Origin of the sequence: Helicobacter suis HS1, from assembly GCF_026000295.1 — a bacterium.
GTDB lineage: Bacteria > Campylobacterota > Campylobacteria > Campylobacterales > Helicobacteraceae > Helicobacter > Helicobacter suis.
Map to the genome: position 1 here is coordinate 1,302,584 of NZ_AP026769.1, position 24,905 is coordinate 1,327,488.

Here is a 24,905-nt window from a genome sequence, read left to right on the forward strand (position 1 = left end):
AGGAGCAGGACATGGCCATTGATCTAAAAACCACCCCCATTCCTAGACTCTTTTTTTATTATTTTATCCCCCTTGCCTTTTCTATGATCTCGCTTTCTACCTATTCTATGATTGATGGCATGTTTGTGGGCAATAAATTAGGCAAGCAAGCTTTAGCAGCTATTGGGGTGTGCTGGCCTATTTTCCCTACTTTTATTGCCTTTGAATTGCTCTTTGGATTAGGGGCTGCCTCTATTGCTTCTTACTTTTTAGGCAAAGATCACGCCAAGCGCGCGCGGCTTGTTTTTAGCTCTGTTTTTTATTTTGTAGCCATTAGCATTACTTGTATTAGCTTAGCTTTAGTACCCTTCAGTGAAGCTATCGTTAAAATGCTAGGTAGTAGCGATGTGATCTTGCCTATGGCTTCTAGTTATGCCAAAGTGGTTTTCATGGGCGCTTTCTTTTTAGTTTTACACCCCCTAGCTGATGTTTTTGTAGTCAATGATAAACGCCCTATTTTAGCAATGGTGGCTATGCTCATTGGCTCTTTGACGAATGTAATCTTTAATTATTTATTACTCTATGTCTTTGAAATAGGGATTGAAGGTAGCGCCATTGCCACAGTAGTAGGGCATGCGGTGGGTTTTGCGGTGTTGCTTTCTCACTTTCTGCTTAAAAAAGGCCAACTTTATTTTGTGGCTCGTTTTAATTTGGCTAGCGTGATCTCCTCAGCCAAAAGCGGTCTACCCCAAAGCATTTCTGAACTTAGCGCGGCTGTTGTCATGCTCATGTTTAACCAAACTATCATGCACACAGTAGGCGAGCGCGGGGTTTCTATTTATGCCATTATCATGTATAACGGGATTGTCTTTTGGACAACTTTACTTTCTATCGGGCAGGGTATCCAGCCTATTGCTAGTTTTAGTTATGGCGCTAGGCGCTTAGATCGCGTCCGTATGGCCTTTATTTTTGGCTTGAAAGTGGCTTTTTGCGTGGGCGTGGGGTTGTATATTTTGTTTTACTTCTTTGATCCGTATTTACTTAAACTCTATGTGGATAAAAAACAACTTACAGACCTTAGCTTTCTCAAAGACACCAAGCATGCGATGGATATTTACTATTTTGGGCATATTTTTTTAGGCATCAACTTATTTTGTGCGGTCTTTTTCCAATCTATCCAGCGCACCAAAAGCTCTTTTTTAATTACTCTGTGTGAAACCATCGTGTTTATCGCGATCTTACTCCCCATTTTAAGCCATTTTTATGGCCTGCAAGGCATTTGGATCGCCTACCCACTCTCGCAGTTTTTAGCGCTTATGGTGGCGGTATGGGTGATTTATTATGAGATTAAAAGAGGTACATTTAGCTTTATAGAACCTTATAAAAAAGGTGCTATAGTAAAGCATGCAGATTAAAACCAAAGCACCTCCGTTTTGTTTGGCTGATTCTTCTAAAAAATCTCACTCTGGGCAATTTATTGAGGTGTGTTTAGACCCTTGCTTGTATGCCAAAACCAGCCTTTATATTGAAAAACATTTCCCCGAGCATGTGCGTTTTAAGCGTACTTTAATTTTGCTTGAACAAGAGAGCATTAAAAAAACCTATTTATTAAACCGCCTTTTTTATGCTAAATACGCCCTGCACCCCTTTAACCACCCGGACATGTTTAAAATCTTATTGCAAAAAATCCTAGATCACGCCCATTTACCCATTGTGTTTAAAGAAAACCATGAGTTAGAAAAAATCTACAATCCCCACCTAGCATTGGTACATAAAGTAGAAATCCATGTGGTGTATATGCATTCTAGATTGGTTTTTTACTACACAAATTATCTAGCTAGAGAATTTTTACACGCCACCTTTCCGGCTCATATTTTGCTGGAAACACCTTTTTCAGACAAGAGAAATAGAAAGGACTTTTTACACGAAACCCATGCCCATTTAGACGCCTTACAAATCCTGATGAATCTTAAAAACCCCCATTTTAAACACGCCTATATCCAGTTTATTTACCCCACCCAAACTTTACATTTAACCAAACAAGAAGAATTGATTTTAAAAGCTTTGCGTACGCTAGGGTTAGGGGTGATGCATTCTAAAGAGGAAATCAAACACCGCTATTTAGAACTGGCTAAACTTTACCACCCAGATACCGCCCCCAACACCTCCAAGCGCAAAAGCATTTACAAACAGCGGTTTTTAGAGGTTATGGAAGCTTATAAAATCCTTAAACACCTTTAGTGGTTGGGTGCGTGCGCATCTTTATGTTCTTGAATCATGCGATAAATCTCATCTTTAAGATAGAGTTTTTTCTTCTTTAGAGTTGCGATTTTTAGATCATCTGTACCGCTAGCCTCTAAAGTCGCGATTTCATCATCTAAAGCGTTATGTTCCTCAAAAATCTTATGAAAGTGAGGGTTTTTATTGCTCAACTCTTTAATCTCGTCTCTGTATTCATGGAACATGCAAATCCTTTCTGATAAAATCTACCTATTATAGTATAATTAGGCTTTCTTGTCGGCTTAAAGGATAACCCATGTTGTTTGCTCTTTTAAAATCGCCTACAAATAAAATTTGCCTTTTTTTGATCTGTATTTTGCTCTCTATCCCTAAACTCTATGGCATGCATTTTAGCGAGCATATGCGCTATAATTTAGGGTTTAACCTATTCATCATGGACCATGAAGGTTCTACAACTTATTGGCCTAACACTAACACCACCCTTAACACCCGTTTAACCCCTGAAATTGGGTTTGCGTTTAATACCAAAAATGTAGAACAAAAAATAATGGTGGGGGCGTTTTTTTTCCAAAATATCCACAATTACAAACTAAATTTCCCCTCCAAATGGGGCCCCACGCTTTATTACCAAGCTAAAGGACGCGCCTTTAATTTTTTTGGGGGGATTTTTCCCAGAAAATACCTTAATGGCCATTATCCACTCAATGTGTTTGCGCCCTACTACTGGTTTATTGATCCGAATGCTAGAGGATTTTTAGTCCAATACAAACCCATTAAAGACCCTTATAAATCCACCTCCTTAGAAGGAGAGTTTATGCTAGATTGGTTTGGGGGGAATTGTTATATCTGTAAGTTTGGGCATAACAATTTGGGTAATGGCATGGATCGCTTTAGTTTCATGGGCTATACCGAGCTCTCTACTCTCAAAGGGTTTTTAATATTTGGGGGCAATGCGGAGTATTTCCATGTAGAAGATCAATATTTGCTTAATTGGCCTAATACCTCCGGTAGTATCTCTACTGGATCGGTTTATTTATTAGATCGCCTCTATTACCAAGCCTATGCCAAAACTAATTTAATCAACGCCGCACCCTTCATGGAAAAATTAGATTTTTCTATAGGGGTGTTGGGGAATTTAGAGAGATTGCGCAGAATTGGCCTTAGTGTGCCCTTTAAGGTGGGTACGGGTTTGTTTATGGATACGCATATGCAATATAAGGGCTTTGGGATTTATGACATGTTTTTTGCCAGTAGGCAGGGCGAGGATTTTCACTATAAAGAATACAATGATATTTACATTGATAAGATTTGTTCTAGCTCTAGCAATTACTGCCCCACACCGATTTATCGCGGCGTGCCTTTCTTCCAAGCTCCGCTTTACAATCGTCTGGATATTTACTACGAATTTAGAAGTTCCTTTGCCACTATCCGTACCCAATTTGTCTATAACACTATGAGTAATTACCACACCACACAATCCTCCTACCAAGTCTATTTCACGGTGGCTTTAGATAGTTATGACTTACTCAATTATGTTTTACGCAAAATCCACCGCTAAGTAAGCCGATATACTTTATTAGGCTTTAAGCCTAAATTTTATTAAAGGAGTACTCTATGGCAGTCTCCATGGTAGGTAATGTAACTTATGTCAATCAAAATACCCCCTATAGTTCTATTGTGAATCAAAATGCCCTCCCTAAACTTTCTGAAGTCAATCACCAAGAATTTTTAGAGCGCTTACAAGTAGTCCAAGCAACCCGCGCTTTAGAGGAAAATAAAGCCGTGCATGAAGATAAAGAGGAGCAACGCTACCCACAGAATCAAAATCAAGAATCTTCAGATTCAAAACCGGATACGCGTGAGGATAAAACGCACAACTATCACGGCCATTATTACAGTGATGATGCACTTAAACGCGCGGTGGAAAATACAGAGGAACTAGAACAACTGGTGGATTCACATGTCCTTGATGTTACAATTTAAACATCTTTAATAATACAGCACAGGTGGCTAGCGTTAAACTAGGAGTTTTTAAAAAGTGCTAGCATTGTGAAAAACAAAGAGGTAGTTATGGCGTTTGATTATGATTTAGTTGTGATAGGGTTTGGAAAGGGGGGCAAAACTTTAGCAATTGCTGCCTCTAAACTGGGTAAACGGGTTGCTCTCATAGAAGAGTCTAAAGAGATGTATGGGGGGACTTGTATTAACACTGGCTGTATCCCTTCTAAAGCCTTATTGCACATGGCCACACATAAAAAAGGGGCTAATGGTTATAAAGAAAGCATTGAGGCTAAAAATAAAATGGTGGCTATTTTGCGCCAAAGAAATTATGAAGCCTTGATAGAAGCACGAGTTCATCTTATAGATGGGCATGCAGGGTTTAAAGACAACCATACTCTCATGGTCTATTATGATGATAGTTGTCAAGAAATTAGCGCGGCCTATATTGTCATTGATACCGGCTCTATCCCTCTTAACCCCCCTATTTCTATTAAATCTAATAATGTCTATGACAGCACTTCTTTAATGCAATTAAGCACTTTACCCGCTCATTTAGTGGTGGTAGGTGGGGGTTATATCGGTTTAGAATTTGCTAGCATGTTTAGCTCATTTGGACACCATGCCCATAAAACAGCTACGCGGGTGAGTGTATTAGCGCGAGGAGATGTCTTTTTACCCAAAGAAGATCAGGTATTTCAAGAAAGTATTTATAAAACTCTCACACAACAAGGAATAGAGATTATTTTAGGCGCAGATGTTAAAGAGATTAAAGGCCACCGCGTCTGTTATAGTGACTCAAATAAACAAGAGCGTAACCTAGAAGCCGATGCGATTTTACTAGCCACAGGCCGCAAACCAAATACCATTGATTTACACCTAGAAAAGGCTGGTATCAAGTTAGGCGCGCACCAAGAAATCTTAACAAATAGCTTTTTAGTGGCCAATGCAGATAGTGAGGGCAATATTTATGCAATCGGTGATGTCAAAGGCGGGGAAATGTTTACCACTTATGTAAGCTTAGATGATTATCGTATCGTCTTTGATCATCTCTATGGAGAGAAAAAACGCACCACTTTAAACCGCAATGTCTTACCCGAAGTCCTTTATATAGAAACTCCTTATAGCCATGTGGGTTTGCGCGCGCGTGATGTGCAAGATAAACCGGTGCTGGTTAAAACCCTCCAAACAGCTAGTATCCCCGGGGCTAGAATCTTAGAAGACACATCAGGGCTTTTACAAGTACTAGTTGAGGACAGCCCTAGGGGGCGGGTTTTAGGGGCTAGTTTGCACTGCCCGCTTTCTTATGAGTATATTAACCTTTTTAGTCTAGCCATTAATCAAAATCTAAGTTTTTCTATTCTTAAGGATATGATCTACACCCACCCATCCATGCTAGAAAGCGCTAATATGTTTTAGGCAATATAAAATCTACTCTGATATTAAAAGTGGCATGACCTTAGATCGACCCGGTTTTATGCAACTTCTTTCTGATGTGATGGATTATAAAATCAAGGCGGTTTATGTTTCTTATAAAGACAGACTAGCTAGACTAAGCTATGAATTGGTAGAAAAGCTATTCACGAGTTATGGAACTCAGATTATCATCATTAATCAATGCAAGTCTAAAAGCTTAGAACAAGAACTCTTTGAGGACATCATGCAAACAATCCATTCTTTTTCTATGAAAATGTATTCTAAACGAAGGATTGCTAAGAAACTCTTGATAGAGAGTAAGGCTAATCCTGATCTCATTAATGCACTTAATGGTGAAACAGATGATTTTAACTGAACGCCACATTATCAAGCCCAAGCACCCTTGCTTTGCTAGTATTAAGAATTTCTGTCATCTGTCTAAAAATCTCTACAACTATGCTAATTTTATTCTAAGAGAGCATTACTTAGCAGGATTTAAGCTCCCTACCCCTTATGATCTTATTAATCGCTTTGTTAAAGAAAACCAGAGAGATTATAGAGCAATGCCAGCCCAGAGTGCCCAGCAGGTTATTATGCTTTTATCTAAGAACTGGAAATCTTACTTAAAAGCGATCAAAGCCTACAAGGCTAAACCTTCTAAATTCTTTTCTAAACCTAAAATCCCTAAGTTTAAGCCTAAAAAGGGCGTTTCTATCGGTGTTTTTATAAACCAACAAATCTAGTCTACCAAAAGGTTTATATCCCCACTAAGTGCAATATCATTAAGCCAGAGAGGCCGCCTAAGAGTTTGCACTTTATAGACTATCTAAAAGAGTTGTTGATCTATACTGAAAGGCTAGAGAAAGATTTAGAGTTTTGCACCAAAGAGTCCACACCCACAAGAGCGCCACAAGTGCCACAATAGCTAGTGTTATAAAATCTAGAGCTCTTGCATATTAAACTCGCTACTAAAAATTAACGCCACCGTAAGTGGATAAGTAAAAAAGTCTGTGCTTGAAGAGATAGAGGAAAGTTCAGATTTTATCATCATAGCAATGGAGACAGATAAAGATCATCTACACCTGATGATTCAGTATATCCCTAGGGTGTCTATCAGTTCCATTATCTTGCGGATCAAGCAGATGACTACTTATAGAGTTCTTTGATGAAAATTTGATCTCTAGTATGGATTATGAACACCTCCTGCGCTCCTATCACACCTTCCCCCTTTTTGGCAAAAGAAAATATTATGGCGCAGTGGTGCTACAGGCTAGGTAGCCACAAAGAGTTAGAAATTTGTGAATCACCCACCCGCTAAAGACGGGTGGGCTTCTTGCTTCAACGATCCATAACTAGCAGTATCCAGTATGTAGCCATACTTGGTTACAGCCCCGTTAGCGGAATCTCCACAAGCGTAACTTCGGGTAATCCCTACCCTAGTTTTATCTACCTTGATAGCGTGTCGCTCATCTAGCATTCCCAAAGCATAGTTTCTGATATTGATGCTAGCGTTTAGGTCTCTGTGGTGGTATGTTTGACAACAAGGGCAGATAAAATTTCTAATAGGCAGTGGCTTTTTACCTGTGTTGCTCCCACAGGTCGAGCAGATTTGAGAGCTAGGGAAGTATTGGTCAATTTTGATAAGGGTTTTACCCTTCCAACCAGCCTTATATTCTAATAGACTAATGAGCCTAGACCAGCTGGCATTGGTAATGCTCTTAGCTAGTTTGTGGTTTTTGACCAAATTCCTAACTTTCAAGGTTTCTACTGCTATCAAATCGTATTGATTGGTTATCTCATTACTGATTTTATGTAGGTAGTCCTCTCTGCTATTCCTGATAGAAGCGTGGATTTGTGCCACTTTCTTAGCTTGTTTTTTTCTATTATTAGAACCTTTTAGTTTCTTAGACAATCTCATTTGCGCTTTAGTGAGTTTGGTTTGTAGATTCTGGAAAAACTTTTTATATGGGTAGAACACGCCATTGCTGGCGATGACTAAAGACTCTAAACCCATATCTAAACCCACAGCTTTTCTGATAGTTGTGGGTTTAGGTTCAGGCTCATTATCCTCATAGCTTATAGAGAGATAGTATTTATCTGCTACACAAGAGATAAACCCCTGTTTGACGATAGAGTTTGTAGGCAAATGCCTATGAAACTTGGCTTTAATAGCTTCTTTGAATTTGGGTAGCTTGACTTGGTTGTTGCCTAAATCCATCTCTAAGTGTTGCGGGACACAGAAAGACTGCTTAGAATGCTTTTTAGATTTGAATCTAGGATAATCTGCCAGCTTAGAGAAAAACCTATCAAAGGCTGTTGTCAGCTGTCTTAGTGCCATTTGCAAGCTTTGAGAGTTGCATTCACTTAGGTAAGCGTAAGCCTCTTGTTTTTTGAGAGTAGTGAGCGCCTTTTGCATGCTAAAGTAATTTTCTCTAATGCCTTGTGCGTATTGCTTTTGGCGGTATGCTAAAAAGTAGTTATAGACCACCCTAGCACAGCCAAAGTGCTTGTGTATCAAGGTTTTTTGCTCTATGGTGGGATAAATTCTAAACTTTATTGCTTTAAGCAATTTCTTACGCCTTAACTTTACATCATTATAACATAATTTTATAAAATATTTTTGAGGTAGAGCTATGAAAGAAAACCATTACAAACTCAAAGGCTATTTGTCCACAAACAGGAGCAAACATAATCTAAAAGCCCATTTGATTTTAGTGTGTAAATACAGAAAAAAGTTGCTCGTAGGAGATGTGGCTATTTTTATAAAGTCTGTGCTTGAAGAGATAGAGGAAAGTTCAGATTTTATCATCATAGCAATGGAGACAGATAAAGATCATCTACACCTGATGATTCAGTATATCCCTAGGGTGTCTATCAGTTCCATTATCTTGCGGATCAAGCAGATGACTACTTATAGAGTTTGGAGAGAACCAAGATTTATCCCGTTCTTACGCAAGCATTTTTGGAAAGAACAAAAATTTTGGACAGATGGATTTTTTGCCTGTTCCATAGGAGAAGCTAACCCAGAAACCATCAAAAGATACATAGAAAATCAAGGGTAGGGGGCATTCATCCCACCCGCTAAAGACGAGTGGGATTTCTGCCGGAGAGTCTTAAAGAGTATGCGCTAATCAAAAAACGGCATAAAATAGCCCCGGTTAGCTGGGCTTATCTGCCTGAGGTGCTTATTAAAATGGGGGTAGGAGGGGTGAGTACGCAAGGGCTTAAAAGTTTATGGCTAGCCAACAAGGAAAATTTGCGCGCCTGTAGAGAGAATGGGATCAAGGCTAACTTACTCACTATGCTTTTAAGATACCCCTATAAGATTAAGGGTTTGTTGCGGGCAAAACTCAGCGTCTGGAATTAGAATCCTTAGCTGCGCTATAAGAAAATCTGACATAAATAGCTAGGCTAATGAGCAAAGCTGCTTAAAAATTTTTGTGGTGTTTTTGGCTAAGGATACTCAAGAGGTACGCGCGCGGGATTTTTCAGGACTGGAGGGGCTTGAGTTTGGCTATAGTATGCTCTTTGAGGGTTGTTTGCAACAAAGACCTTTGTGGCGTAATGCTACCAAATTGATACAACTCTTAAGAAAAAAATCTTATCGTTGTCTTTTGCTTGGGGGTTGGGATTGTTTGGAATTTTGGATAGCAGCGTTTTTTAGTCCACAAAAAGCTAATGCGGTGGTGGTGGAGTCAAGTATTTTAGAGAGTAAAACAAATGGTGTTAAAGCTTGCATCAAACGGCTTTTTTTAAGCCGTATCTCTAAAGGCTTTGTTTGCTCAAAATTACATGCTAATCTTTTAAAAGCCTTGCACTTTAAAGCAGAGATCAAAATCACACATGGGGTAGGAATAATCCATCCTGCAAAAAAGCGCCGGGAAAAACGCCCCTATGCCCAAAAATTTATCTGCATAGCGCGTTTGAGTGCTGTTAAAAATTTAGAATTTCTTCTCTTAGTTTTTGCACATTTGCCGGAGTTGTCTTTAAGCGTGGTGGGAACAGGGGAGTTAGAGGAAAAACTTAAAAACATGGCAAGCTCTAATGTTACATTTTTAGGGGCTATAGAGAATGCACATTTAAATACAATTCTTTGTGCGCACGATGTGTTAATTTTGCCAAGCCTTAAAGAAACTTGGGGTTTGGTGGTGGAGGAGGCGCTATCTTCGGGTTTACCAGTTTTGGTGAGTACAGCTGTGGGGGCGCGCTCTTTAGTTCAAGAGGGGGTCAATGGATTTTTATTTTGTCCAAAAGATAGCGTGAGGTTACAAGAGCTTTTAAAGAATTTGGGCGTGTATTATTCTACTTTGCTAGAAGGGGCGCGGTTGTGGAGTTTAGAGGATAAAAATAAAGCACAAATAGAGGCGTATTTATGAAAATCAGCTTAATTACACCAGTTTTAAATAGGGTGAAAACTTTGAAACACACGATTCAATCTGTTTTAGAGCAAAGCCAAACACCCTATGAGCATTTAATTATAGACGGGGGGAGTGTAGATGGAACGCTAGAGCTTTTAAAGGCCTATCCACATCTTCTAGTACATAGCAAGCCCGATCTAGGGCTTTATGATGCGATGAATAAGGGCATTGCTTTAGCTAAAGGAGAAATCATTGGAATACTTAATAGCGATGATGTATACGCTCACTCTAAAGTTTTAGAAAAAATAGCGCAAGTCTTTAAAGATAACCCACAAGCACAAATGGTTTATGGGGATTTGGTGTATGTAAGGGATGCTAAGATCGTGCGCTATTATCAAAGTGGAAATTTTGATCCTAAACTCTTTTTTTATGGGCGCGTGCCTGCACACCCTACACTTTTTGTACGAAAAGAGGTATATGCGCGTTTTGGAGGATATAAGATAGATTATAAAATAGCCGCTGATTATGAGTTTTTAGTGCGTACCTTGCTTAAGGGAGGGGTTAGCTGGGCTTATCTGCCTGAGGTGCTTATTAAAATGGGGGTAGGAGGGGTGAGTACGCAAGGGCTTAAAAGTTTATGGCTAGCCAACAAGGAAAATTTGCGCGCCTGTAGAGAGAATGGGATCAAGGCTAACTTACTCACTATGCTTTTAAGATACCCCTATAAGATTAAGGGTTTGTTGCGGGCAAAACTCAGCGTCTGGAATTAGAATCCTTAGCTGCGCTATAAGAAAATCTGACATAAATAGCTAGGCTAATGAGCAAAGCTGCTACCCCTCCAGTAAGATACACAGCATAGACGATTTTATCCGGCGAGCTGATACTAAATTTAAAGACTAACATTAAAGCCTCAATGGCTAAGGCGATGATAATTGATCCAAGAAAGCGAATCATGGTACGGTGGATTGCATGGTGGTTATCCCCGCTGTTTTTGCCTAATACTTCTTCCTCAAAAATGGCCTTGACCAAGTCTACTGTAGCTAAGGCTAGAGTGAGAAGTACAATCGGGTGGAAAACTTCCTTGATGTCAAAGTGGCTAAAGTGGATAAAGGCCATGTATAAACTAGAAAGACTTTTGATAAAAAGCAACAGCGCAACAAGGGCTAGGGTGATAGAAATACCAAAATACATCACCACACTACCTTCAGCAAAGACGCCATAGTGTCTAGAAGAAGAGCTTAGCGCAATGGCTATTTTAATTGGAATATGCATACACACAACATAAAAGAGCTCTTCTTGATCGTTATAAATAGGATAGGCCGCTGTAACGACTAATCCGCGGTTACTACGGGTGGGATAGGGATTAGTCAGAATACAGCGACGCTCAGTAACTGCCTCGTAAAAATACCCTCTTTCTAAAGAATTTTGCGCAAAACTGCTTTTGATATTGCCCTCTCTATCAATCAAATTCCCATTTTTATCTAAAATAAAAATATCCTCCTTAATGCGCACTTCTTGCTTGATGCGTTCCATAGAAAGCTGGATATATGTTAAGGTGGGTTCTTTGAGGTAGTTTTTGATATTTTGGGTGAATAGATAAGAAACATAGGCATATAACTCGCTTCTGACTTTTGCATACTCGGTAACATCTTTAGACAACATAGTTTCCTCGTATCATTGGATCATAAAAGTCTTGGGACCTTTAAAGGTACTTTCCATTGTCTGCATGGTTTTGGCATATAATTTATTAAGAGCTTGCGTTAGGGCATTGTTGTAATTTTGATTAGAATCGCCCCTCTCATTAGGATCGCTATCTATCGCATTAAATTGTAAAACGGGTTCTTGGATTTTAGTATAAATTTGGATCACACATGAAGGAGTTGTGCTATTACAAATTTGTAGTTTTAGATCACTTGTAGCCATTAACATGTGTAAAACTTGTGTGGGGTCTAAATAATCATTATGTGTTTCTTTAAGTACGGCCTGAATTGCTTTAAGATTTCTGGGCACATTATTAAAGCCTAAGGATATAGTACCACTCAGTTTAGCACCTGTGGCTGTATTGGCTAGGCTCACCTGATAACCCTTAGCCTCCAATAAAGCACCCACACCTTTTTGTAAGGCAAGGATATATTTCTTTTGATCGTATTTGGGTACAAAGTGATGCTTAAATACCACTGCTGGATAACCTAAGACAAGCGGACCTAAGTTAGCTTTTGTAGGGATTTGTGAAACAGCGTAGTGGAGTTTTAAAGAGGGCAGGGTAAAGACAACATCTTTACAGCCCAGCAAAAAAAGCCCCACAATAATAACCCGCCACATCGCCATGCACTCTCCTAGAGGAGCGTATTATAACATGGTTTTAGCTTGGAGTTGTCCTTCCTCTAAAGTATAAATATGGGTGGCAATTTCTAAACTAGCAGGATTATGCGAGATGATGATGATTAAACGATCTTTTCTTAAACTATAAATGGTTTCTTTAATCCCCTCTTGTGTGTGCACATCTAGCGCTGAGGTGGCCTCATCAAAGATAAGCACGCTAGCGTTGCGATACAACGCGCGGGCGATGGCAATTCTTTGGCGCTGTCCCCCGCTTAAATTCGCCCCAAATTCCTCTAAATTAGCCCCTATTCCGCCCAAACTTTGTAGAAAATCCAAAGCCTGCGCCTGCTTAAGACATTCTAGCACCCTTTCCTCATTAATGCTTAGCCCATAAGCCACATTTTCAGCCACACTACCACTAATGATAAATACCCTTTGGTTGACAATACCGATCTGATCGCGCAAACTCTTTTGTTGCAAAGAACTAATGGACATGTCATTAATTGTAATTTCCCCCCTAGTGGGTTCATAGAGGCGTAAAATCAAATTGACTAGCGAACTTTTTCCACTCCCGCTTTTACCAACAATAGCGATGATTTGATCTTGTTTAAAATCTAAATTAATATCTTGTAAAGCAAATTGATGGTTATTTTGATAGGCCAAATACACTTCTTTAAAGGCGATGTGTCTAATGGGTTCTTGTAAAACCAACGATCCATCTACAATCCCGGGCTCTCTTTCTAAAATTTCATAAATCCGTTCACCGGCAACTAAAGCTTCTTGAAAATTAGAAGCAATTCTAACCAGCCGCTTTATAGGAGTATAGAGCATAAAAAGAGCGGTGATAAAAGAAAAGAAAGCCCCCACGCTAATATGCCCTTTGATCACCTCTAGCCCACCTAAATAAATCACTAAAGCAATGGCAATAGAACCTAAAAATTCCATTAGAGGGCTAGAAATTTCTGCGTATTTAATGCCCTTTAAACTCAGATCAAAAAAGGTTTGGTTTTCTTTTTGAAAAGCCTGCAATTCTAAGGCCTCTCCATTAGAAGTTTTCACCACTTCCACACTATGAAAGATTTCTGATAATCTAGCCGTCATGCGCGCATTGGTTTCTTGATTGGCTTTACTGAGCTTTTTAACTTTTTTGATAATTCTACTGAGTGGGAAAGCCGCTAGGGGCATGATAATAAGACCAATGAGGGCAAGTTTAGGGCTTTGATAAATCACTACAGCTACCAAACCTACAACGGTGAGCATTTCGCGCATGCTTTCAGATAAATAATTAGAGAGACTGGCACGTACTAAAGCGATGTCATTAGTGATACGGGTAATTAGCTCGCCCTTTTTAGTGCGCTCAAAAAAACATATTTCCATTCTTAAAAGGGTATAAAGCATGTGATCGCGCAATTTTTTTACGATGTCTAACCCGATGTAATTAGTGAAATAAGTTTGGACATAAATCCCCCCGCTCTTGCCTAGATATGCCAAAATCACTAAAAAGGGCAAGATAGAAAGCATGTGGGTGTCTTTTTTAATAAAAATTTCATCTAAAGTTGGCTTGACTAGATAGGTCCCCCAAGCTGTACTAAGAGCGACAATAATAGAGGCAATCACTACAAGTACAAAAGCCCGCATATGCCCCTTAAGATAAGGATAAAAACGCCTGAAAAAAACTTGCAAGTCTAGCCTAACTCATAACCCGCATCTAAAATAGCTTCTTTAATAGCCTCTAAATTTGCAGGATTCTCAAAAGCAACCACCACTTGTTGTTTTTCTAAACTCACATCAATTTTATTAACCCCCTCTAATTCTCCTACAAATTTTTCTATTTTATCTACGCAATGTTGGCATGTCATGCCTGTAACTTTCAGACTAATCTCTTGCATGTAATCCTCTAATTTTAAAATGAATACCCCTAAGCCTTTGAGCGTTAAGTACCACGCTGACACTACTTAAACTCATGGCTAAACTTGCTAGCATGGGATTAAACATAATGCCTAACTTATAACCCACCCCACAGGCTAAGGGAATAGCCACGCTATTATAGCAAAAGGCCCAAAAGAGATTTTGTTGGATATTAGTGATTGTGTGCATACTCAGTTTAATCGCACCTACTATTGACTGAATATCATTATTAAAACTCACAACATCGGCCACTTCTAAACTTGCATCGCTACCCTTAGCCATCACAACCCCCACATCGCTACGGGCCAAACTAGGCGCATCATTCATGCCATCGCCTACCATCATCACAATTTGCCCCTGTGCTTTCAATGCATCTATGGCTTTTAATTTATCCTCTGGCTTAGCCTGTGCTTTGTAGTTTTCTATGCCTAGTTCTGTAGCAAGGGCTTTGACATTTAACAAGGCATCTCCGCTTAAAAGCATGGGGGTGATATTTAAATCTTTGAGTTGTAAAATGGCCTCTTTTACCTCCGGTTTTAGACGATCAGCTAATATAAACACGCCTAGAATCTCTGAATCTGTACCAATAAAAACCGGTATCCCTGCTAGGTTTTCAAAGGGATTTTCTACATTGAAATATTCTAAATTACCCGCCTTATAAACTTGCCCCTCTATTTTGCCACAAATCCCAAAACCCGGTTTAGCCTGCGCATCCTGTACCTCTTTTAAGATCACGCCCTGCTCTTTAGCATAACTTACAATCCCTTGAGCTAATACATGTTCGCTATGAGACTCTAAACTCGCGCATAAACTCAATACTTTTTGTAAATCTACACCTTCTTTAACCCGTACCTCTTGAACGATAGGTTTGCCTAAAGTAAGTGTACCCGTCTTATCAAAAACCACATAATTAACCAAACGCGCCTTTTCTAAAGCCTGTGCGTTTTTAAAAAATAACCCTAGTAAGCTCGCTTCTTTTTGGGCGACTAAAATAGACATAGGCGTGGCTAAGCCTAAAGCACATGGACAAGAGATCACCAAAACGGCTACAAATACTTCTAAAGCCTGTTTAAAATCCCCTAAAATAAGCCACACTAAAAAGGCTAAACTCGCAATAGCAATAACAATTGGTACAAACACCCCAGCTACTTTGTCTGCTAAGCGCGCAATTTGGGCTTTAGAACCTTGAGCGTTATTAATGAGTTCTAAAATCTTATGTAGGGTGCTATTTTCTTGGGTGTGCGTGGCGCGCATGAAAAATGTCGTGGTGGTATTAAGCGTGCCTGCAAAGACTTCCATGCCCTCTGTTTTATATACAGGCATGCTCTCACCGCTTAACATGGATTCATCAATTTCAGCCTCTCCCTTAGAAAGCACCCCATCTACTGGGATATAACTCCCGGGTAAAATCTGGAGTACATCTCCTTTTTGCAAACTTTCTATAGAAACTTCTACAATTTGTTCTCCATCTAGTTTAAGCGCGCTCTTGCTTTGGTGGCTAATTAAAGTTTGCATAGCTTTTAAAGCCTTATTTTTAGAGCGCTCCTCTATTTGCTTGCCTAGCATGACAAAAAATAAAATCACACACACGCCCTCAAAATAAAAACCCTCTATGGGTATGTGTAAATAGGCCTTAAAGAGTAAAAATAGGCTATAAAGCCATGCACTAGCAGTACCAAGAGCCACTAGGCTATCCATATTAGGTTGGCGTGCAAAAAGGGCTTTAAAACCCTGTAAATAAAAATCCCGTCCCATGTGCATGGCAATTAAAGTAAAGCACAACTGAATCAAGCCATTATTAAAAGGGTTTTGTAAGGCTGGGGGTAAGTGCAGAAGTTTAGCAAACATAGAAAGACTAAGTACCCCTAAACTGGCTAACAAGGTTAAAATGAGTCTGTAATTAGGTGTGAGAAAAGCAGGATTTAAAAAGGAGGTTTTAGCGCTGGCTTTGTTAATGAGAGCCTCATTTTGCGGGTGATAACCTAGTTTTTCAATTTGTTTAAAAATATCCTCTAGGCTAGCTTGACTCTCATCATAATTGACTACCGCCTTTTTACTAATTAAATCCACCGCAATACTTTGAATATACTTTTTGCGCCCTAAAGAGCGTTCAATTCCACTTGAGCACGAGCTACAAGTCATGCCCTCAATATAAAAATGTTTGGTAGTCATTTTTGTGTATACCTGAATATGATTTTAGCCATTAAAAAATCCAACGCACAATCCCATAAAGCAAGTAACAAAGCATAGAAGCACTCAGCATCTCTAGCGGACGCACAAAAAGAACTAATAAGAAAAACACCAGCAAAACAAAGAGTTTTAAATTCCACTTGACTTTTTTAAAGTTAGGGTAGCGGATATTACTCACCATCATCACGCCTAAAAACACGATATAAACAAGCATTAAATACCCGTATTGGGTTTTAAACAGGTTATATTTAAAATCAAGCAAAATAGCTAATACCACTAATACCGCTGCTGAAGGGATAGGAATACCGATGAAAGAATAGGGATCGGTGGTTTGGGTGGTTACATTAAAGCGGGCTAGGCGAATAGCCCCAAAGATCACAAACAAAGCACAAGCAGCCATACCCATGCGCCCATAAGTATAGCCCGTATAAAAATAAGAGATAACACTAGGGGCTGCTCCAAAAGCCACCACATCTGCTAAAGAATCAAATTCTAAGCCAAATTTACTCGTGGTGTTAGTTAATCTTGCCACGCGTCCATCTAGTCCGTCTAGCACCAAACACACCACCACTAACCAACATGCGGTTACAAAACTCCCCTTAGAGGCATAAAACACTCCCATCATGCCTAAAAAAATACTACCCGCCGTAAAAAGATTGGGGAAGAGATATAAAGGCTTGATGGGCATTTGCCTAACTTGCGTGCTCTTCTAAGGGCACTAGACGACTCTCAAGACTATTAGCCACCTCATACTCGCTAATAATTTCGCGCACCCGCTCACCGGTAATAACCTCTTTTTCAAACAATTCGCCCACCATCACCTCAATGGCATCTTTATAATCATTCAAGGTTTGTTTGACATGGGCATAGCGTTCTTCTAAGAGATTTTTAATGAAGTTATCCATCTCTTCGGCCATCTTTTCGCTAAACTCGCGCCCATTGCCAAAGCCCCCGCCTAAAAAGGAATTGCGCTGTTTTTCTAGCACCATCAACCCGCTCACATCGCTCATGCCATAATAACTCACCATGCCCTTGATGATGTCTGTGGCGCGCTCTAGATCATTGCTAGCCCCAGTAGAGATCTCTTGTAAAAAAACATCTTCAGCCGCCCGCCCGCCTAAGAGTACATCAATTTCAGCGATGAGCTCGTGCTTTTGCATCAAATACTTGTTCTCCTCAGGCGTGTTAAGCGTATAACCAAGAGCTGCCATGCCCCTTGGGATAATAGAGACTTTATTCACCCGCGCAGAGCCCTTAGTCATCTCTGAAATCACCGCATGCCCGCTCTCATGGTAGGCCACAATTTTCTTTTCCTTAGGTGAGATGCGGCGGCTCTTTTTCTCTAACCCGGCAATGCCCCTTTCTACGGCCTCTTTTAAATGTTGCTGTTTGACCTCTTTTTGGTTATTGCGGCCAGCTAGCAAGGCAGCCTCATTAATAATATTAGCTAGATCCGCTCCGGCTAATCCGGCTGTGAGTTTGGCAATTTCTTGCAAATCCACATCATTGGCTAGCTTAACTGGCTTAATGTGTACTTTTAAAATCTCCACCCGCCCGTTAAAATCTGGTTTATCTACCAAAACTTGGCGATCAAAGCGCCCGGGTCTTAAAAGAGCCGGATCTAAAATTTCGGGGCGATTAGTAGCGGCTAGTACAATCACTGGTGCATTTTCTGATCCAAAACCATCCATCTCGGCTAAAAGTTGGTTTAAGGTCTGTTCGCGCTCATCATTCCCGCTAATCACGCCTCCAGCCGCGCGACTCTTGCCAATGGCATCAATCTCATCAATAAAAATGATGCTAGGCGCTTCTTTTTTAGCAATTTCAAAGAGATCGCGCACGCGACTTGCCCCTAGCCCTACAAACATCTCTATAAAGCTACTCCCCCCCATAGAAAAGAAAGGCACACTAGCCTCACCGGCCACTGCTTTAGCAAGTAGGGTTTTACCCGTTCCCGGAGGTCCTACTAACAAAACTCCTTTAGGGATTTTAGCCCCCAAAGACGCGTAACGATCGGGATATTTTAAAAAGTCTACAATCTCAACCACTTCCTCTTTAGCTTCCTCATTACCGGCCATGTCATTAAAACGCACCTTAGGTTTTTCGGCATTAATGAGTTTTTTAGAACTACCCATGCCAAAAATACCCCCACCCATGTTCTTTTGCATGCGAGATGCCATAAACATCCACAAGCCTAAAATTACTAAAACTGGCAAGAGCCACCCTAAAATATCTGTAAAAAAATTAGATTCGCTAAAACCAGAGTAATTGATTTTTTGGCTATCTAGGAGTGGTACTAAAGAGAGATCAGGCACGCGCTTAGCAATGTAGATGATCTTATTATTACCCTCTTTGCTGGTGGCTTTAATGAGTGTTTGCCCAATACTCACACTATCCACCTCTTTTTTTTCAATCAATTCCTTCATTTCGTGGTAACTGATATTTTTGGTGCTGGTGGATAAAAAGCGATCACCAAAGCTCTCATCTGAATTCATCACGCGTACCGCCACAATAGCGATGACGATAAAAACCACAATTAAAACCAAAGGATTTTGTAAAAGTGGTCTTTTAGGATCGCCTGGCCCCCGGCTATTATTTTCCATGTATTTCCTTAAATCAAGCGCTAAGATTTACATAAATGCAAACACACCCATTCATTTTCTTGGGTGCGCTCTAAAAGTCTAAAAGCAGAAGTATAAACCTCAATTACACGCTCTGCATATTCTTCTAAAATACCCGATAAAAAAAGTTCTGTTTTAGCATGGCTGGCTTTTAATACTTGGGGATAAAGTTCAATAATAACACTAGCCACGATATTAATAACGATATAGTCATAATATTCTGTACTCTCTTGCAAAGAACCTAACCACAGCCTTTCTAAATTAGCACAATTTTTCTCAAAATTTTTCTTTGTTTCTTGCAGAGCAAATAAATCAGTATCACACGCATGCACCCTCGCACCTAACTTAGACAAAGCCAAAGCTAAAATCCCACTCCCACAACCCACATCTAAGGCTAATTTATCCGTTGCATCAAGCCGACTCAAACTTTTTAAAAGCATGCGCGTACTTTCATGATGACCCGTGCCAAAGGCTAAACTTGGATCAAGAATTAAAGTATACAAATCCGGTAAGTTTACTGGCGCGATCCAGCTAGGCGTGATGTAAAATTTAGCGCAAGTGGTGGGTTTAATGCTTTGTTGGTAATTTTTGATCCAATCTTGGTTTTTGTGTATGCTGGTGTGGTGATAAACCCCCACACATACACCCCGATCATTTAAAGAATGGCAAAACTCTTTAAGATTTTTAAGTAGGGCGCTGGGTTCTTGGCTAGAATAAACAATGTAGGCTTGAGTGGGGAGAGAATGGGTTTTATTACCAAAATACTGGTAGGGCAAATCGGATAAATGAGTAGCAGAGCTTTCCTCAATGGCCTCTTGTGTGAAATCTAATAAAAAATCGGCGAATAATTCAGGGTAGCCGGTAGGTAGGACAAGGGTTTTAAAATATGAATCCATTTGCCTTACCTAATAGTGCTTTAGTCATTGGTACCTAAAACAACCTCTAATTTTTCTTTGAGAACTTGAGGGGTAAAGGGCTTGACGATGTAATTATTTACCCCTGCTTTCAAAGCGGTAATAACCTCTGCTTTACCCCCTTCTGTGGTGATCATAATGATAGGCAAGTCCTTAAAACGCCCATCAGAGCGCACCTTTTTAACTAAATCTAACCCATTCATCTCTGGCATGTTCCAATCGGTGATAAGCACCCCAGTAGTATCATTACTATCCAATTTCCCCCAAGCTTCCACCCCATGCTCAGCCTCCAAAATATCCTCATAACCTAAACGCTGGAGGGTATTCCTGATGATTCTTCGCATTGTGGAGCTATCATCTACAATTAATATTTTCAATATCTCTCCTTGATTGGCCCTCATGACTATCAGAAAATCACGCGCCCATTTTAGCATATTTATATGGCCTCTATCTTAAAAGATCACCAAAATTTGATGGGATAATGCTAGCATTAGCACAGCTAAGGAAAAGCATGCGTGTGATAGAAAATTCAATTACTAATGTGTGCGCCCATGAGAGTGTGGTGGTCTATGCCCCTTGTAATTTATATGGGTGCACTTTAGAGGAGGGCGTGTTTGTGGGGCCTTTTTGTGAAATCCAAAGTGGCGTAGTGGTGGGTGCGCATACTCGTATCCAAAGCCATTCTTTTATTTGTTCGCTTGTGCGTATTGGCGCATTTTGTTTTATCGGGCATGGCGTGGTGTTTATTAACGATCTTTTTTCTAATGGGTATCCTAGCGCTGATTCAAGTTTGTGGAAAGAAACCAGTATTGGTAATCATGTTAGCATTGGCTCTAATGCCACGATTTTACCCGTACACATTTGTGCGCATGTGGTGATTGGGGCGGGTAGTGTGGTGAGTAAAGATATTGATAAAAGCGGGATTTATGCGGGCAATCCAGCCCGTTTTTTACGGGATTTGCCATGCAAGTTGGGTTAGTTGGCTATGGCTATTGGGGGCAGAAAGTGGCGCATAACTTGGGGAGGTTTGTGCTTAAAAGCGTGTGTGATTTAATACCCCTGCGCCTAGCACAGGCACGACAAGATTTTTGTAATATTTTAGTGAGCACACAAATAGAGGATTTATTAAATGATACAGAGATTCAGGCTATTTTTATCATCACTCCCCTATCTACCCACTACACCCTTACTAAACAAGCTCTTTTAGCTAATAAACATGTATTTGTAGAAAAACCCATGAGTTCTACTCTGCAAGAGGCTAAAGAACTTTATATGCTAGCCAAAGAGCGCCATAAAATTTTACACTGCGATCTGACCTTTTTATACACGCCAAGCATTCTTTGGATTAAAAATAACCTGCAACAATTAGGGCAGGTTTTAAGCATTGCCTCTAGGTGGCTCTTAGGGATTTGCCGTAAAGATACTTGTGCGCTTTATGATCTGGCTTGGCATGCTTTAAGCATTTTATCCTTTCTCTATCCTCATGCTTTAAGTACAAGTTCGCATCTCTCTTTACTCAAAGCCCCCCATCCAAACCACCCCACTTTAAGTACAGCCAATTTACATTTCAACATAGTAGAGATCATGGCATCCTTAAATATCTCTTGGCTCTCCCCTTTTAAAGTACGCGACATGCTCTTTATTGGCACGCAAAATACTTTGTACTACAATGATAACGCCCTCAAGCCTTTGAGTATCACCCCCACAAGTTTAGAATCTAAACAAGTAAAAACCCACCACCCCACACTCCCAGCCTTTAGTGCGCTTTTTAAATGTATAGAAAGTTTTTATCAAAGTATTTTAAATACCACCCCCTGTTTTGATCAAAAACGCGTTGTTTTAGATGTTTTAGGGTTTTTAGAGAGATTAACACTAGCGCCGTGAAACCACCAACACGATAAGCGCCGGAATGAGGGCTAGCTTTAAAGAGGGGAGCTACCAGCCACAGGCTAGTTAAGGTTTTACACCTTTAAACTTGAAACCCTCTATTGGGTTTCTGCAACCCTTTGTGCCTGCAGCGCATTTTCACAATTTTTATAAAAAGAGGAGGTGATTGTGTTGACTCTAGCTCTTGATATGAAAGCTTCATGGCAGTGCATGAGGGTGCGTAAACGCGCCTTAGGGTATTTTAGAAAGTGATCAACAGAGTGTACAAAATCAAAATGAAATTCCATAGGGGCTAAGCGCTCACCGGGTCTTCCCATACAATTAGAACTGCAATAACCACTTTGGGCATGCGCTATAGCAAAACAGCATAAAAACCCAAGCCAAAATTTAAAATCTTGTATAAAAAAGTTTGATCGATCATAAAAAGCCCTGCTTGATCAACGAATCAACCCATAAAGAAAAAGTATTTTAACTCCCTCTCCTGTGAAAAACCATATTGTTTGGTGCGATTCAAAATAAGAGGAATAAGGAAAAGTCCCCCCCTCAGATTGGAATTTTTCTAGCAAAATTGAGGGTAATTGTAAGAATGATTCTACTGCTATAAATAAAACAAGCCCGGCGATTTTTTTAAAGCGTTTAAACTTGCCCATATGTAGGAGGGTGAGTACTAATAAGAGTTTAAGGTAGAGTAAAAGATAAAAAAGGCTAAATAGCCCCGCTTTTTTAAGCATAAAGGCCCAACTTTCGGGGAAATCTGTCCATGAAAACTGGCAAAATAGTAAAACGAAAACCCCTAAACTTAGAAGTATCCAGATTAAATTAATCGCAATCTTGGCGCATAAAAGCGCGTCTATACCAACGGGCAAACTAAAAGTTAAATACCCTTCAGGACCAAAGAGCTTTTGCTGGGTGGAGCGCATGGTGGCTATAAATAAAAGAACGATAAGAATTAGCCCCCCCATAGGCAAGAAAAAAATCCCAATGGTCAGCCTTTGCTGCCCTAGTATCCAGCCTAAGATCAAAAAAAGCAAAGTCCCTATAATGGATAGATAGTTTTCTAAAAAGTCGTGTTTAAAAACCTTGAGCATTGAGTAAATCCTGATAGGCTTGTTTTAAACTGCCATGTTTTTCTTGCAAAATTTCTACCTTTTCTAAAGCGATAATATGGCCACTTTGGATAAACATGGCCATGTCTAAGTGGCCTTGCACATCTAAGAGTAAATGGGTGGAGAGTAAAAGCGTAGCCTGTTTGTTACACTGCTGTAGAATGAGATTTAAAATTTCTAAACGCGCCAACAAATCCACCCCGCCTAAAGGTTCATCAAAAACAAACACTTGGGCATTACGAGATAGCGTTAGAATGAGTTGGAGTTTTTCTTGTGTACCTTTTGATAGAGATTTGAGGGGGTTTTTTAAAGGAATTTTAAAGGCTTGCAGCAACTCTAAGGCTTTATTTCTATCAAAGTCTTTAAAAAAATCCTGATAAAACCCTATGAGTTGCATGGCATGGGCGTTTGGTGGGTACATGCTGTGATCGGGGTTATAAGCGGTGATTTTTTTAGTTTCTATCCCTAATGCATGGCCACAAACGCGCACATCTCCTATATAGTTTTTAACCAAACCTGTTAGAATTTTAAGCAAAGTTGTTTTACCCGCCCCATTTTGCCCTAGTAAACCCACAACCTGACCGGGGTATAAAGTAAAACTTAAATCGTCTAAAACCTTTTGCGCACCATAAAACTTACTTAAATGACTAACTTCTATCATTAATAAGAAAACTTTGTAAAAAGCACTAAAGAGGAATTGCCAATATTGCTTTTGACTTTAGAGGAATAAGAATACACATACCCAATACCCGCATCTAAAGCCATTTGTTTAGATTGCCAAATTTTATAATTAGTCATGAGCGAATATTCTTGATAGTCTCCAAAGGCCACCATTGCATCCATTCTTACGCGCTTAGTTTTTAACCCTCCAAATAAGTAACCTGTCATAGTGGCGTTAGCAAAATAAATAGCCGGTACGCCAATAGAGTTAATGCCCCGTCCATAGAATTTAGTTTTATCATTAAAAGACCAAAAAAAGCCTTTCTGATTGGGAGCCGGTACAGCATAAAAACCCAAGCCAAAATTTAAAATCTTGTATAAAAAAGTTTGATCGATCATAAAAAGCCCTGCTTGATCATTATATCTAGTTGCATCGGTATTGCCATGCTGGTAAATGCCATGCACAATGGTATGGGATTGAAAACCTTTGGGTAATTTGGTGTAGTACTGGAATTTAAACCCTACTTGAATGAGTGCGGTGTTTGTCATGGGTAGTTTAGAATCGGCTAGGAAAAAAGGAGAAATTTTAAAACTCTTGTGTTCATAGCCCATTCCAAGAGCTACCACTTCTCCACCCACATACATTTTCTTAGACACAGGATCATAAGAGGCTAAGGCATTAATGCCAGTAGCAATACGAGGGCCTTGTAAATCATTGCCTTGATAGCCATTATAGAGCATTGAATCCATAAAAACACCCCAATACTTAAAATCATTGCGGTGAATGAATAAACTAGCCCCCTGTATATTGCCCTGAATCCAATCAAAATCTACAAAGTTGGTATTAAAACGCCCTAGAGCAAATTTAAGCCGCTTGGTGTCGTATCTAACATAGGCATCTGAAATATCCCCCATGCTTAAATAAGGGCGTGTACTGCTTTGCATGTTTACGCTACCTAAAACATTTCCAATACTTAAAATAGGCTGGAATTTTTTATTGCGATTCCACACATTCCACGCCCCAATCGCTCCAATTCCAAAAGACCACCCGTTATTAAAGGAAAAATCCGTTCCCACCCGTGCATCAAAACCCACATAACTATGCGGGGAGTGTTGCACACCCTGATTATAAATCAGACCTAAATACCCAAAGGGCTTAAGCGTGATTTCTGTGGCTAGCAAGGGGATAATCCAAAAAGAAACGCTCAAAATATAACGGCGCAAACAAACCACCCCAGAATATATAAATATATCCCCCATTATATCTAAAAGAGTGGTGAGAGGAGTTGGTTTTTTGAGATCACA

At 39.9% G+C, this 24,905-nt stretch carries 26 protein-coding genes and 3 pseudogenes; 14 read left to right on the forward strand and 15 right to left on the reverse strand.

The window, feature by feature from the left end; all coding sequences use genetic code 11:
- Window positions 1-11: 11 nt before the first annotated feature.
- Entirely contained in the window at window positions 12-1,394 is a 1,383-nt protein-coding gene (locus tag OO773_RS07135) for an MATE family efflux transporter (protein WP_006564280.1), read from the forward strand.
- A complete protein-coding gene (locus OO773_RS07140; RefSeq protein ID WP_232087271.1) occupies window positions 1,384-2,220 on the forward strand; it encodes a J domain-containing protein in 837 nt (278 codons plus the stop codon). Before OO773_RS07135 ends, OO773_RS07140 begins: the two co-directional genes overlap by 11 nt.
- Here OO773_RS07140 and OO773_RS07145 read toward each other — a convergent pair.
- Window positions 2,217-2,444 (reverse strand): YdcH family protein, encoded by a 228-nt coding sequence (locus tag OO773_RS07145; protein WP_034376981.1) that lies wholly within the window; start codon window positions 2,442-2,444, stop codon window positions 2,217-2,219. The two genes, OO773_RS07140 and OO773_RS07145, sit on opposite strands and share 4 nt — an antisense overlap.
- 71 nt (window positions 2,445-2,515) lie before the next feature.
- Between OO773_RS07145 and OO773_RS07150 the strand changes: the two genes are divergently transcribed.
- The 6 genes and pseudogenes from OO773_RS07150 to OO773_RS07180 all read left to right on the forward strand — a co-directional run.
- The gene (locus OO773_RS07150) at window positions 2,516-3,778 is read left to right on the forward strand and encodes a hypothetical protein (protein WP_050780178.1); all 1,263 of its coding nucleotides are present in this window, start codon (window positions 2,516-2,518) and stop codon (window positions 3,776-3,778) included.
- Window positions 3,779-3,834: 56 nt separating this feature from the next.
- Window positions 3,835-4,203 (forward strand): hypothetical protein, encoded by a 369-nt coding sequence (locus tag OO773_RS07155; protein ID WP_006564276.1) that lies wholly within the window; start codon window positions 3,835-3,837, stop codon window positions 4,201-4,203.
- An 87-nt stretch (window positions 4,204-4,290) separates the two neighbouring features.
- Window positions 4,291-5,637, forward strand: coding sequence for an FAD-dependent oxidoreductase (locus OO773_RS07160; RefSeq protein WP_034375107.1), 1,347 nt, complete (start codon window positions 4,291-4,293; stop codon window positions 5,635-5,637).
- A gap of 34 nt (window positions 5,638-5,671) precedes the next feature.
- Window positions 5,672-6,010, forward strand: a complete 339-nt coding sequence (locus OO773_RS07165) for a recombinase family protein (RefSeq protein ID WP_231102818.1) — start codon at window positions 5,672-5,674, stop codon at window positions 6,008-6,010.
- Window positions 5,997-6,377 carry a transposase gene (locus OO773_RS07170; RefSeq protein WP_040499250.1) on the forward strand — a complete coding sequence of 127 codons (381 nt, stop codon included), beginning with the start codon at window positions 5,997-5,999 and terminating at the stop codon, window positions 6,375-6,377. Before OO773_RS07165 ends, OO773_RS07170 begins: the two co-directional genes overlap by 14 nt.
- Before the next feature lie 261 nt (window positions 6,378-6,638).
- A pseudogene (locus OO773_RS07180) lies at window positions 6,639-6,794 on the forward strand (transposase); the annotation flags it as partial.
- A gap of 143 nt (window positions 6,795-6,937) precedes the next feature.
- On the opposite strand, the gene OO773_RS07185 reads toward OO773_RS07180, so the two are convergent.
- Complete coding sequence (locus tag OO773_RS07185) at window positions 6,938-8,203, reverse strand: RNA-guided endonuclease InsQ/TnpB family protein (protein ID WP_264828506.1); 1,266 nt, start codon at window positions 8,201-8,203, stop codon at window positions 6,938-6,940.
- A gap of 64 nt (window positions 8,204-8,267) precedes the next feature.
- Between OO773_RS07185 and tnpA the strand changes: the two genes are divergently transcribed.
- The 4 genes and pseudogenes from tnpA (at window position 8,268) to OO773_RS07205 (ending at window position 10,762) form a co-directional block, all read left to right on the forward strand.
- On the forward strand, window positions 8,268-8,696 hold the full coding sequence (tnpA, locus tag OO773_RS07190) for an IS200/IS605 family transposase (RefSeq protein ID WP_034376438.1): 429 nt from the start codon (window positions 8,268-8,270) through the stop codon (window positions 8,694-8,696).
- Between the two features lie 98 nt (window positions 8,697-8,794).
- A pseudogene (locus OO773_RS07195) lies at window positions 8,795-9,001 on the forward strand (glycosyltransferase); the annotation flags it as partial.
- Window positions 9,002-9,083: 82 nt separating this feature from the next.
- On the forward strand, window positions 9,084-10,010 hold the full coding sequence (locus OO773_RS07200) for a glycosyltransferase family 4 protein (RefSeq protein ID WP_264828508.1): 927 nt from the start codon (window positions 9,084-9,086) through the stop codon (window positions 10,008-10,010).
- Window positions 10,007-10,762 (forward strand): glycosyltransferase family 2 protein, encoded by a 756-nt coding sequence (locus tag OO773_RS07205; protein ID WP_006564097.1) that lies wholly within the window; start codon window positions 10,007-10,009, stop codon window positions 10,760-10,762. The genes OO773_RS07200 and OO773_RS07205 overlap by 4 nt, the downstream gene beginning before the upstream one ends.
- Here the strand turns inward: OO773_RS07205 and OO773_RS07210 are convergent.
- The 9 genes and pseudogenes from OO773_RS07210 to OO773_RS07250 form a co-directional block, all read right to left on the reverse strand.
- Window positions 10,746-11,654, reverse strand: coding sequence for a PDC sensor domain-containing protein (locus tag OO773_RS07210; RefSeq protein WP_006564096.1), 909 nt, complete (start codon window positions 11,652-11,654; stop codon window positions 10,746-10,748). The genes OO773_RS07205 and OO773_RS07210 overlap by 17 nt on opposite strands.
- A 12-nt stretch (window positions 11,655-11,666) precedes the next feature.
- The gene (locus OO773_RS07215) at window positions 11,667-12,320 is read right to left on the reverse strand and encodes a hypothetical protein (protein WP_006564095.1); all 654 of its coding nucleotides are present in this window, start codon (window positions 12,318-12,320) and stop codon (window positions 11,667-11,669) included.
- 21 nt (window positions 12,321-12,341) lie between these two features.
- Entirely contained in the window at window positions 12,342-13,997 is a 1,656-nt protein-coding gene (locus OO773_RS07220; RefSeq protein WP_006564094.1) for an ABC transporter ATP-binding protein, read from the reverse strand.
- Between the two features lie 2 nt (window positions 13,998-13,999).
- Window positions 14,000-14,203 carry a copper-binding metallochaperone CopP gene (copP, locus tag OO773_RS07225; protein ID WP_034375952.1) on the reverse strand — a complete coding sequence of 68 codons (204 nt, stop codon included), beginning with the start codon at window positions 14,201-14,203 and terminating at the stop codon, window positions 14,000-14,002.
- Window positions 14,190-16,394, reverse strand: coding sequence for a heavy metal translocating P-type ATPase (locus tag OO773_RS07230; protein WP_040499121.1), 2,205 nt, complete (start codon window positions 16,392-16,394; stop codon window positions 14,190-14,192). Before OO773_RS07230 ends, copP begins: the two co-directional genes overlap by 14 nt.
- A pseudogene (gene pssA, locus OO773_RS07235) lies at window positions 16,391-17,100 on the reverse strand (CDP-diacylglycerol--serine O-phosphatidyltransferase). The gene OO773_RS07230 and the pseudogene pssA overlap by 4 nt, the downstream one beginning before the upstream one ends.
- A 4-nt stretch (window positions 17,101-17,104) precedes the next feature.
- A complete protein-coding gene (gene ftsH, locus OO773_RS07240; RefSeq protein WP_034375414.1) occupies window positions 17,105-19,015 on the reverse strand; it encodes an ATP-dependent zinc metalloprotease FtsH in 1,911 nt (636 codons plus the stop codon).
- A 20-nt stretch (window positions 19,016-19,035) separates the two neighbouring features.
- Window positions 19,036-19,929, reverse strand: a complete 894-nt coding sequence (prmA, locus tag OO773_RS07245) for a 50S ribosomal protein L11 methyltransferase (RefSeq protein WP_006564087.1) — start codon at window positions 19,927-19,929, stop codon at window positions 19,036-19,038.
- A 20-nt stretch (window positions 19,930-19,949) separates the two neighbouring features.
- On the reverse strand, window positions 19,950-20,324 hold the full coding sequence (locus tag OO773_RS07250; protein ID WP_034375411.1) for a chemotaxis response regulator CheY: 375 nt from the start codon (window positions 20,322-20,324) through the stop codon (window positions 19,950-19,952).
- Between the two features lie 134 nt (window positions 20,325-20,458).
- Here OO773_RS07250 and OO773_RS07255 point away from each other — a divergent pair, with 134 nt between their 5' ends.
- Window positions 20,459-20,926, forward strand: a complete 468-nt coding sequence (locus tag OO773_RS07255; RefSeq protein ID WP_034375409.1) for an acyltransferase — start codon at window positions 20,459-20,461, stop codon at window positions 20,924-20,926.
- A complete protein-coding gene (locus OO773_RS07260) occupies window positions 20,911-21,831 on the forward strand; it encodes a Gfo/Idh/MocA family protein (RefSeq protein ID WP_034375407.1) in 921 nt (306 codons plus the stop codon). Before OO773_RS07255 ends, OO773_RS07260 begins: the two co-directional genes overlap by 16 nt.
- Window positions 21,832-21,932: 101 nt before the next feature.
- Here the strand turns inward: OO773_RS07260 and OO773_RS07265 are convergent, their stop codons facing one another.
- From OO773_RS07265 to OO773_RS07280, 4 genes are all read right to left on the reverse strand, one after another.
- On the reverse strand, window positions 21,933-22,151 hold the full coding sequence (locus OO773_RS07265; RefSeq protein WP_406600077.1) for a hypothetical protein: 219 nt from the start codon (window positions 22,149-22,151) through the stop codon (window positions 21,933-21,935).
- 120 nt (window positions 22,152-22,271) lie between these two features.
- Window positions 22,272-22,922, reverse strand: coding sequence for a hypothetical protein (locus tag OO773_RS07270; protein ID WP_264828510.1), 651 nt, complete (start codon window positions 22,920-22,922; stop codon window positions 22,272-22,274).
- Complete coding sequence (locus OO773_RS07275) at window positions 22,906-23,601, reverse strand: ATP-binding cassette domain-containing protein (RefSeq protein WP_006564084.1); 696 nt, start codon at window positions 23,599-23,601, stop codon at window positions 22,906-22,908. The genes OO773_RS07270 and OO773_RS07275 overlap by 17 nt, the downstream gene beginning before the upstream one ends.
- Window positions 23,601-24,860: an outer membrane family protein gene (locus tag OO773_RS07280; protein WP_233711678.1), complete on the reverse strand. Its 1,260-nt coding sequence runs from the start codon at window positions 24,858-24,860 to the stop codon at window positions 23,601-23,603. Before OO773_RS07280 ends, OO773_RS07275 begins: the two co-directional genes overlap by 1 nt.
- Window positions 24,861-24,905: the final 45 nt, after the last annotated feature.